The organism is Pedobacter sp. ASV12 (assembly GCF_016429155.1).
Taxonomy (GTDB): Bacteria; Bacteroidota; Bacteroidia; order Sphingobacteriales; family Sphingobacteriaceae; genus Pedobacter.
Window position 1 is genome coordinate 1 of record NZ_JAELUC010000103.1, and the last position, 11,074, is coordinate 11,074.

7 protein-coding genes are annotated in these 11,074 nt (G+C 45.2%); 5 read left to right on the forward strand and 2 right to left on the reverse strand.

Annotated elements, in window-relative coordinates:
* Window positions 1–455: 455 nt before the first annotated feature.
* The 4 genes from JHD69_RS17430 (at window position 456) to JHD69_RS17445 (ending at window position 9,437) form a co-directional block, all read left to right on the forward strand.
* Window positions 456–1,769: a TlpA family protein disulfide reductase gene (locus tag JHD69_RS17430; RefSeq protein ID WP_199141628.1), complete on the forward strand. Its 1,314-nt coding sequence runs from the start codon at window positions 456–458 to the stop codon at window positions 1,767–1,769.
* A gap of 19 nt (window positions 1,770–1,788) precedes the next feature.
* Window positions 1,789–4,962: a SusC/RagA family TonB-linked outer membrane protein gene (locus JHD69_RS17435; protein ID WP_199141629.1), complete on the forward strand. Its 3,174-nt coding sequence runs from the start codon at window positions 1,789–1,791 to the stop codon at window positions 4,960–4,962.
* A 19-nt stretch (window positions 4,963–4,981) separates the two neighbouring features.
* Window positions 4,982–6,310, forward strand: coding sequence for a RagB/SusD family nutrient uptake outer membrane protein (locus tag JHD69_RS17440; RefSeq protein ID WP_199141630.1), 1,329 nt, complete (start codon window positions 4,982–4,984; stop codon window positions 6,308–6,310).
* Window positions 6,311–6,608: 298 nt separating this feature from the next.
* Complete coding sequence (locus tag JHD69_RS17445) at window positions 6,609–9,437, forward strand: lantibiotic dehydratase (RefSeq protein ID WP_199141631.1); 2,829 nt, start codon at window positions 6,609–6,611, stop codon at window positions 9,435–9,437.
* Here the strand turns inward: JHD69_RS17445 and JHD69_RS17450 are convergent.
* Window positions 9,370–10,491 carry a sensor histidine kinase gene (locus JHD69_RS17450; protein ID WP_199141632.1) on the reverse strand — a complete coding sequence of 374 codons (1,122 nt, stop codon included), beginning with the start codon at window positions 10,489–10,491 and terminating at the stop codon, window positions 9,370–9,372. The two genes, JHD69_RS17445 and JHD69_RS17450, sit on opposite strands and share 68 nt — an antisense overlap.
* Window positions 10,492–10,586: 95 nt before the next feature.
* Here JHD69_RS17450 and JHD69_RS17455 point away from each other — a divergent pair, with 95 nt between their 5' ends.
* On the forward strand, window positions 10,587–10,736 hold the full coding sequence (locus JHD69_RS17455) for a hypothetical protein (protein WP_199141633.1): 150 nt from the start codon (window positions 10,587–10,589) through the stop codon (window positions 10,734–10,736).
* 15 nt (window positions 10,737–10,751) lie between these two features.
* Here the strand turns inward: JHD69_RS17455 and JHD69_RS17460 are convergent, their stop codons facing one another.
* The gene (locus JHD69_RS17460) at window positions 10,752–11,015 is read right to left on the reverse strand and encodes a LytTR family DNA-binding domain-containing protein (protein WP_199141634.1); all 264 of its coding nucleotides are present in this window, start codon (window positions 11,013–11,015) and stop codon (window positions 10,752–10,754) included.
* Window positions 11,016–11,074: the final 59 nt, after the last annotated feature.

Here is an 11,074-nt window from a genome sequence, read left to right on the forward strand (position 1 = left end):
CATACGAGATCATGAGTACTGTCTCGTGGGCTCGGAGATGTGTATAAGAGACAGCACCCTACCAAAGTGAAAATATTAATGAAAAAATATTAGGACTTATTTGTCCTTTTAAAATATTTTTTATTAAATTTGGTTTAAGCTCTTTAAGCCTTAAGCAACTGATGATTAAGCACATAAAAAACGGATTTTGCACTGCTCTTTTTTTACCTAGGCAAAGCCAAACGGTATTAAAAAGGGGTGAAGATGAGGCGACCGGCATTGCCTTTAAAATTCTCATCAGTTTGGTTATCTGTTCTCCCGAATAAAGCCGTTGCTATTTAAAGATAGCAAATCCTTTAGTTTACCCAACGATTACTTATTCACAAAATGATTGTGGACCAGCATTTTACAAAACAAAATAGCTCGTCTACTATTCATTATGGGCATTTATTTGCCCTAAACCAAAACATTGTATCATGAAAAAATCAACAATTTTTGTTGTACTGGCTTTGCTATGCCTTAATTTTTGGGCAACTGCACAACAGAATCAAGCCATCGATATCACCAGTAAAGGCCTGCAAGTTGGCCAGGCTCTTCCAGTGCTCAGCTTGGATAGCGTCATTAATTTCCCAACAAAAACTTTATCTACCTCGTCGTTTAGGGGCAAGTTGCTCATTATCGATTTTTGGGCCACCTGGTGCGGCCCCTGCATTGGCATGTTTCCCAAAATGGAGCGGCTGCAGCAACAGTTCGACGGCCAAGTGCAATTCTTGGCGGTTACCTATCAGAAATCGGCAGAGGTTAAGGCTTTTCTCCAACAACGAAAAACCAAGCACGGTGCCATCCCGCTGGTAAGCAACGAGAAACAGCTACACCGCCTGTTTCCGCATGTATACCTGCCCCATTACGTGTGGATAGACGAAAATGGCGTAGTTAGGGCCATTACAGACCATGAAGCCATCGATGCGCAACACATTAGGCAAATGCTGGCCAAACAGGATCAGGGCTTTGAAATGAAACACGATACCAGACTAGAGCTGAATAGCCAAAACCTGTTCCTGAACCAAAATGCGCCTGTTTTTGAACAAGGCTTAAAAGGCTACAGCTATTTTTCTGGTTTTATTGAGGGCTTAAGCGCAGGTTACGCCATCTATCCCAACGATACGGCAAAAGGAAAACGCCTAACCGCCACCAACCTGAGCCTAATGAACCTGTTCTCTATCGCCTACCGCGATTATGGAAATTTTGGCTACAAAAACATGGTTTTTATGCTTAAAGACAGCAGCCAGCTGAGTATCGGCATAGCTAAGACTAAGCTGAAGGACTGGGCCAAAAAGCACACCTACTGTTTTGAGGTGGTGGTTGCACCAGAACAAAGCGAAACCAGGCCTTTTTACGAGCACATACGCCGTTTTTTAGCCATTTACCTGCCACAGTACCAAACAAGCATCAGCTATCGGCAACAAGCTTGCCTGGCCTTGGTCAGAACCTCTAGGGCTACCAAATTTGAAGCCCGTGCCAACAGCGACAGCTTTTTAAAGGTAGATGGCCAAAGCCTGCAAATCCAAAACCAGCATTTTATGCAACTGATCAGGCCATTGGCCACCTATTACCTTCAAAACATCGACTTGCCTTTGATTGATGAAACGGGTTATGCAGGCCCCATCAAACTTTCCCTGCAGGCCGACATGGGCAATCTCGACTCCATCAACAAGGCTTTAAAGGCCTATGACCTGGCCCTGGTAAAAAAGATAGGCTCCTGTCCTATTGTAAATATCAAAGAATTATAAACCTCATTGAACTTAACCTATGAAATACATTTTATTAGCGCTTTTATGGGCGCTTGCCCTCAATGGCAACGCCCAATTAAAAGGTAGGGTAATTTCGGCGAACGGCGAGCCTTTAACTGGCGTCAGCATCCAACAAGACAACGGAAAACTTAGCCTTGGCACCGATGCTTCGGGCCGATTTGCCCTCAACCTGCCACCGGGCCGGTACCGCTTTAGCTTTAGCTACCTGGGCTACCAAAAATTGCAAACCGAACTTCAAGTTCCATCGGCCGAAGAAATAACGATCAGGCTCGAACCCGAAAATCAGCAATTACAGGAAGTGGTTATCCATACCGGCTACGAGCAGTTAAAACCAAAACATAGCACGGGCTCGGTTACCGTAGTTGAACCAAACCTATTGAACAGGAGAACAGGCCCTACCATTTTGGAAAGATTGGAAAACGTGGTACCGGGCTTGATTTTTACGCAGGTAGGCAATGCGCCCAACAAGCTGAACATCAGCATTCGCGGGCAAAGTACGCTCAGCGCCAATACCGATCCCTTGGTTGTGCTCGACAATTTTCCTTACGATGGCGACTTGAATGCCATCAATCCAAACGACGTGGAAAGCATCACCGTACTGAAAGACGCCGCAGCCGCAGCCATATGGGGCGCAAGGGCTGGCAATGGCGTAATCGTAATCAACACTAAAAAAGGCCAGTACAACAAGCCTATGCAGTTCAGCTTTAACAGCAACTTTGGCCTGACGCAAAGGCCCGACCAGTTTTACGCCAACAAGATCAATAGTGCAACCTATATCGATATCCAGCGACAGCTTTTTCAGGCCGGGTATTACAAAAACGATGAGCTGAATGACCAGAATAACGTTTCGCACACGGCATTGCCAGCCGCAGTTGAGCTGTTCATTGCCCAGCGCGACGGCAAAATCAGCAATGCGGCACTGGAACAGCAACTCGACCTGCTCCGTGTCAACGACGTAAGGAACGACATGGACAAATACCTGTATCAGCAGGCCGTTAGTCAGCAATATTACCTTAACCTTAATGGCGGAGGTACCCAACAGCGCTATGCATTTAGCTTGGGTTACGATCAGCGCTCGGAAAGCCTAAAAGGCAATGCGCAAGACAGGCTAACCTTAAAAGCCAATCAGAGTTGGACCTTTTTAAAAGAGCGTTTACAGCTCAACACCGATATTTTCCTTGTGCAGAGCAGCCGCCAGAACAACGGCAATGCGTATGTCTACAAACAGCCTTATGCCATGCTGGCCGATGAAAACGGAACGCCTATTCCGGTTCCCACCCAAAGACAGGGCTTCCTAACCGCTTCGTTGAATAAAGGACTGCTCGATTGGGAAAATCGTCCCATAGATGAAATAAAGCTCAGGGACAACAGCAGTCATTTAAGAGATTATCGTTTAAATATGGGGCTTAATTACAAGGCAACCAGCTGGCTCGGTGCCGAAGTGCTGTACCAATATGGCTTAAGTACTACCAAAAGCAAAGATGATGCGCCCTTGGCAAGTTATTACACCCGCAACCTCATCAATACCTTTACCAAGGTAAACACCGATGGCAGCTTAACACGGCCGATTCCCTTGGGTGGCATTTTGGATCAGGGCTTTGGCCAAGCTTTTAGCCACAGTTTAAGGGCGCAGGCAAACGTAAAACAGCAATGGCAAAACCATAGGCTTAGCGCATTGGCGGGCTACGAGCTTAAAGCGCTGCAAAGCGAAAGCAATCAATACCGGCTATATGGCTATGATGATGCGCACGCCAGAAGTGCCATTGTAGACTACGTGAGCGTTTTTCCAAGCTACAACGTACCAGCCAATAGCCTCAACATCGAAAACCACGACAGCCAGGATGGCTTGACCGATCGTTTTGTATCTTATTATGCCAATGCAAATTACAGCTACAAAAACCGCTATTTTTTAACAGGCAGTGCACGTTTAGACCGCAGCAATCTTTTTGGCGTAAAAACCAACCAGAAAGGCGTTCCGCTTTATTCGTTGGGTGCCAGCTGGATTGTTTCTGACGAAAGCTTTTATGCTTTTAAGCCGATTTCTTATCTCAAATTGAGGATGAGCTATGGCTATAACGGGAATATAGACAAAAGCCTTTCGGCCTATACCACGGCACGTTATTTTCCGGCTAGTGCTTTTTCGGGCAACAACCTCATCAAACAGCCTTATGCCCAAGTGGTTAATCCGCCCAACCCGTCGTTGCGCTGGGAAAAGGTAAAAATTGTAAACCTGGGGCTCGACTTTAAATTGTTTAACAATCGTGTTGGTGGCAATATTGATGTTTACAATAAAAAAGGGCTCGACCTCATTTCAAATGTTTCCTTTCCGCCATCAAGCGGGATATCGAACTTCAAGGGCAACTATGCACAAACCAAGAGCCAGGGCTTAGACCTCGACCTGAACATCCAAGTCCTAAACGGTCCATTGGGTTGGCAAACCCGTTTCAATTATAGCCTGATCAGCGAAAAGGTAACCAAATACAGTGCGGTTGCTTCGGCCGCCAGTTACCTGTCTTATGGTACGCCCATGCTAGGCAAGCCCTTATATGCAGTTTACAGCTACGAATGGGCCGGGTTAGATCCTTTAACCGGCGATCCGCTCGGCTATTTGAATGGAACAGCCAGCAAGGATTACCTGTCTATCTTAAATAGTTATACTCCAGAAAAGCTATTGTATAACGGCAGTGCCCGCCCTACCCAATTTGGCGCTTTCAGCAATACGTTGAGCTATGCAGGCTTTGAGCTTTCGGCTACCATCAGCTACAAATTAGGCTATTACATTCGAACAAATAGCATCATTTATGGGCGAGACCTCGGCCTGAGCAGCAGCCATGGCGACTACCTGCTTCGCTGGCAAAAACCAGGCGACGAAAACCTTACCCATGTGCCTGCCGTACCAGCCGTAGCCAACGACCGTAGAGACAGTTTTTATACCGGCTCCAGCATATTGGTGGCCAAAGGCGACCATATCCGTTTGGACGACCTTAATCTGAGCTACGAGTTGCCTCCACGGTTTTTGAAACGAACGCCTTTCAAGAGCCTTCGCCTATACAGCTATGCCCGTAACCTGGGACTGTTGTACAAAGCCAATAAAGGCAGCGAAGACCCTTACTACCTGAACAGCGGTCAGCCACCGTTTAACCTTTCTTTCGGATTGAACGCCAATTTATAAACACTTAAACACAATGACCATGAAAAAATTATGCCTCCTTATCACTTGTATCTTAGTTTTGAACTTGGGCTGCACCAAGGATTTTCTTGACGAAAGGCCCTCAAAATCGTTATTGGTTCCAAATACCTTGACCGATTTACAGGCTTTGCTAGACAACATCAATGTAATGAACTCGGCTCCAGCACTGCCCACGGTTGCTGCCGACGATTACAACCTACTGGAAGGTGGTGCATTAAAAATAGATGCGGTACAAAACGGCGGATACTTTTGGGCCGATGATGCTTACCAAGGTAATACGGTGGGCGATTGGAATACGCCATATCAACAAATCTTTTATAGCAATGTGGTATTGGATGCCCTAGCAAAAATAGAAACCAGTCAGGCAACGCAAAGCACCTACAATTCCATTAAGGGAAGTGCCTATTTTTATAAAGCGATGGCACTACATAACCTTTTGCAACTGTTTGCCAAACCTTATGATGAACATGCCGACAGCTATCCCGGTCTTCCAGTTCCATTAAATTCTGATGTTAACGAAAGACCTGCACGTAAAACCTTGAGCTATAGTTATACGCAACTACTTAAAAATCTACAGGAGGCTATTCCGCTTTTGCCACTGAAACCAGCTTCCAAAAACAGGCCGAGCCAACATGCAGCCCTTGCTTTAATGGCCAGGGTTTACCTGATTATGCAAGATTATCCGCAGGCGGAAGCCTATGCCGAGAAAGCACTAAATATTAGCCGGAACCTGATAGATTACAACACTGCCGTGGCAACCACAACGCCTTTTGGCCAGGTGTTGCCAAACGGAATAGACGAAGTTATCTTCTATAACAAAAAGCTTTCTTATGCTTTTTTCACCTCTGGCATTATCAAAATCGATGTAGGATTGGCTAATTTATACCAAAGCAATGATTTGCGTCGTAAATTCTATTTCAGGGATGGCACTAACAGCTCGGTTTCGTTCACGGGCTACGAAGGGCTGGCTACCGACGAGCTCTACCTCATCAGTGCCGAATGCAAAGCCCGGCGCAACGACAGTGAGGGTGCCCTGAACGAATTGAATACCCTGTTGCAAAAACGCTGGAAAACGGGCACTTACATCAACCAAAGTGCCAGCACTGCCAGTATGGCGCTGAATCTTATCCTGACAGAACGACGCAAGGAACTGGTTGGCCGTGGGCTGCGCTGGACTGATCTTCGGCGCTTAAACCAAGACCCCAGGTTTGCCATTACCTTAACCCGAACTTACAGCGGAAAAACCTACACACTACCACCCAACGACAGGAAATATACTTTCCCCATACCCGACAGGGAAATACAGTACGGAACCATTGAGCAAAATTAGGCTCAGCAATCAAGCGCATCGGTAACAGCCGTTGCGCTTTTTGTTTGCACCACCACTAAAGCTCACCGCTGGTCCTTTCAGGCGCAGCACACAAAAGCTGCAGAAATCTATCCTATAGATCTATGTTTAGCAAGCTAAGGGCTAATCGTTTATATTTAACATTAATATTGTATCAGGGAATTTACAATTCCTTGCCATGATCCGATACAACCTTTTGTTATAACACGAGTCGCCCAATCTGCCCTTTACATCAGCCAACTATAGTAATTTTACCATTCAATAAAATGACTTAGCAATCATGAAAATTAGCCTTAGTGAATTTATCCTATGCCGCACCCCAGCGTTCGGAATAACAGACCGTCTTGAAGACAAATGGGAAGAACTGAAAGAAAAAATCAACGAATCTTCTCCAGATTTTCACCAAACCATTGCAGGCCTCGAAACAGACGAAATTGCCAAGCTTCCCGAAAAAGCTCGCTTTACCATTTGGAAATACTTTAATCGAGCTAAATATAGGGCTACTCCATTTGGAACATTTGCAACTGTTGTACCTATTCCGGTAGTAAAGGCGCCAACACAGCCTATCCAAATCAGCGAGGCCATTTACCCCCATTACTTTATCGATTGGAGCCAAAAAGAAATCTACAGCCAAAATGTAAAAAAGGCCTTTAAATATTCTAAATACTTTTTAAGTAATTCCTCATTCTATTTAATAGGCGAAGAAATCAGGTATGTCTGCTCTAAAAACCAGGGATTTGAACTGGCCGCCGTTGCGCGCATGCCCGAATTGGAAATACTGCTCGAACATTGCCGCCATCCCACACCGCTCCATAGCCTCCACGAGCTGATGTGGCAGCAATTTGAAATGGACAAGGGCAACACCAACCAGTTATTGATGCAACTGATCGACCTGCAACTGATCTGCACCGATGCCTTTCCGAATATTACTGGCGAAGATTATTTTGCCAGGATAAACCAACAGGCAAAATGTTTGCCCAGCGACTACATCATTGCCGAACGCAAGCTCCTCAATGGAGCCTTTGAGCAACAATACCTTAAACAGCTTCCAGAGCTCATCGGTTTTCTTACACAACACTTTCAACCAGCTATCAACTGCGATTTAAGCGATTTTAAACAGGCTTTCCTTAAAAAATTTGAACAAAAAGAAGTCAGCTTAGCCGTAGCCATGGACCCCGAAATCGGCATAGGCTACAGCCAGCTCGAACAGCAGCGTCAGCAAGACAAACTGATTGCCAACATTAAGGAGGGCCAGCAAAAAGGCAGCAGCGCCTTACAGATTGCCTATGGCCCCCTGCAGCATTTTTTACTGAACCAGATGATGAGCAAGGAACCCATCCAGTTGGAGAATTTTAAGGAAAACACCCCAACAAGTGCCCTGCAATTGTCTAATTCTTTCAGCTTGATTTTTCATCTTTTTAAGGGCAGTCCGGTAATCAACCAGATTGGGGGCTGTACCGCAAATGCATTGTTAGGCCGTTTTACGTTGGCGAACAAACCAATAGAAAAGTATGGCCGACAACTGGCACAGCTTGAAAAAGAGGCTAATCCCGATGTGCTTTTTTTTGACCTGGCTTATCAAGCCGAACAACGCGTAGACAATGTAAACCGTCGCAAAATGTTGTACGACCACGAACTGCCTATATTAACCTGGCCTGCAAGCGCAAAGCCTTTAGACCTTAACGACATCTTGGTCTCTATTTGTGGCCAGGAAATCGTACTGCGCTCAAAACGGCTCAATAAAAGATTAATCCCGAGAATACCCTCTGCCTACAACTACAGTCGTTCTGACCTTTCTGCCTACCGTTTATTATGCGATTTGCAATACCAAGGCCTATATGGCAACCTAAATTTTAAGCTACAGGATTTCTTTCCGCACCTGGCCCATTATCCACGGGTGAGTTTCAAAGACATCATTCTTTCGCCGGCAAGCTGGTTGGTACCGACAGCTTTTTTTAAGGAGAAGCAAACAACGGTTGCTTTAAAGCAGCTCAAAGACTGGCTTGGCACAAACCAGATCGATAGCATTTTTAAGGCCGGCACCAGCGACAATATTTTATGCTTCGACCCGGCAAACGACGGAGATTTGCAGGCATTTATATTGTACGGCAAACAATGTTGCCAGCAGGAAATTTACATTCAGGAGGGTTTAATTGACAACACATCGGTGGTACGCAGCGAAACAGGCAAAGCATTACTGCCCCAGTTTATTGCCAGTGTTACGCATAAGGAAACCATTTACAGGACTTACACAAACATCGGAAAGGCACGCCCCAACGAAACCCAGGCACCCGTGTTGGAGTTGCCTGGCGGAGAATGGCTTTACTTTGAGCTCTACCTCCACCCGAGCCGAAGCAATATGGTTTTGCAGCATGTTATCCGACCGTTCTTAAAAAACAACCGGCAGCAGTTCAGAAAATGGTTTTTCATCAGGTACAACGAGCCTAGTTCGCATCTTCGCTTTAGGCTACATCTGTACAAAAAAGCCGATGCCTATGCGATATTGAACGAATTTAGGGAACTTATTGCCAAGGAAGTAGCGCTCGGGCTGATCCAGGATTACAAAATCAGGACCTACTACAAGGAAAGCGAGCGCTATGGCGCAGCCAGGATGGATCTGGTAGAGCAATATTTTTGCGCCGACAGCCGCTACATCCTCTATTTAACAAGCAAAAGCGAGGATAACGAAAAGCTATACCTGGCTACGCTTTCCCTTTTATTGGAACTTTATGAACAGGCCATCCCAAATATCAGCGACCAGCTTGCTTTTGCCAAGGAAATTGCCCAGAATTTTGCATTGGAAATGAACATCGACATTGATAATTTTAAACGCATCAACAGCGAGTTTAACGATTTTAAGAAAAGAACCGCAGCATTAAAAATGCCTTTGCCCAAGTTGGCCAAACAAGCGCTGCTTAAACATTTTAAAACGCTGATGCGCAGCTGCAAAGACGAAACAGACAAGAAGCGTTTGCTTACCGACCTGATCCACATGCACGTCAATCGGCTTTTTATCAGCGATCAGCGGATACACGAAACCATTATTTATCATTACCTGCTAAGGGCCTTGCAGACGAAGCAGGCACTTGCAGCTTTACCAGTGGAATAAGCAGCCTCACTACAAAATGGTTCTGGTCTTCTATGCCATAGCTAAAATCAACATCTTCGCCATAAGCATATTGTAAACGTTGCTTAATGTTGAGCAGGCCTGAATTATTACTGTGGCTACTTGGTTTCGGATTGATCAGGTTGTTTGTTTCGAGGTAAAAAACATCTTCTACCACAGCTACATTAAGCTGCGCCTGATGGGCCTCATCGCTCAAATCGCCATGTTTAAAGATGTTCTCGACGAGGGTTAGCAGCACTAATGGAATGAGATGCAGCCTTTTAACCTCTTCGGTATAGGAAAACTCGAGATTGAGTGGCTTGTCTTTCCTCACCTGATTTAGATAGAGCAGGTTTTCTACCTGTTCTATTTCTTCGCCCAAGCGAACATCTACCTGTTCCGAATCGATGGCATAGCGCATCATCTGTGCCAGCCTGATGATCGCATCACCGGCAATCGGAGAGTGCGCATTCACGTTATGGTAAACAAAATCAAGCGTATTGAACAAAAAGTGCGGATTGATCTGCGCTTTTAAAAAAGCATTTTGCGCCTGCACCAGGTCTTGCGTAATGCGTTGTTGCAAGATGATGTTGTTTAGTCGCTCTCTTTCCAGTTCTTCCGTTTTCTTGCGCTCCTTTAAATAGGTTTTGATGTAATAATAGCCAGTGGCAAAGCCCATAAAATAAATACCCCGATAAAAATTCTTGAGCAGAAAGATAGAATCGAGTTTATAAGGCCCCTTCCATTTGATAATCTTGATCAGGATCAAAAATTCATCGGCCCAATAGTGCAAAAGCACATAAATGCACAGCTGTACCAGCACAATAACAGGTAGTTTCCATATCGCATTTAGGCGGTCTTTGGTACTCCAGGGCATGGCCCAATCGGCATGTACATAAAAGAAAAGGATATTGATAGCATAATGCAGGATGTAGGTAACGGGATTGGAGAAGTTGTAGAGGATGCCGATGATAATGGCTTCGTAAAAAATAAACAGCACCCAAACCAGGATGTGGACTCTGTTTGTGGCAAACCAGTTCAGCTTAGTTTTTTCCATATTTTATACCTTTTTGTATAGGATATTATCCTTTCTATATAAGATTCTTTTTGAGCATAGAACAGTAGGCTAGTTTCAATAAAAATTTAAACATCATGAAACGCAAAGCACTAAAAATCAGCTCAAATACCTTGTTTGTTTACAAATCTGTTAAAGCTGCCACGGGCAGGGGCACTACTGTTGATACCGACCCTACTACTTCTATGACTGCCACAAGCTCTTTAACGGGAATTTTCCAAAAATAAAGTTGATTGGCGGGATTAGCTTTTCTTTCCCGCCTTGATCAATCTTATGTTGATAAAGTCGGTAAATTCCTTGCGGTAATGGTCGCCAACCGTAATCTGAATACCATTGATCATTTTGATGGTATTCCCATCGATGCTTTCCATGTGGTCTTTTCTCACGATAAAGCTTCTGTGCAGTTGGATAAAATCATCGTTGCTGTTCAATATTTTGGCCATTTCTGTCAATGACATGTAAGTTAATATGTTTTTGGCAGCGGTATGGCTGTCTCTTATACACATCTAAAAAGGGGGGGGGGGGGGGGGGGGGGGGGGGGGGGGGGGGGGGGGGGGGGGGGGGG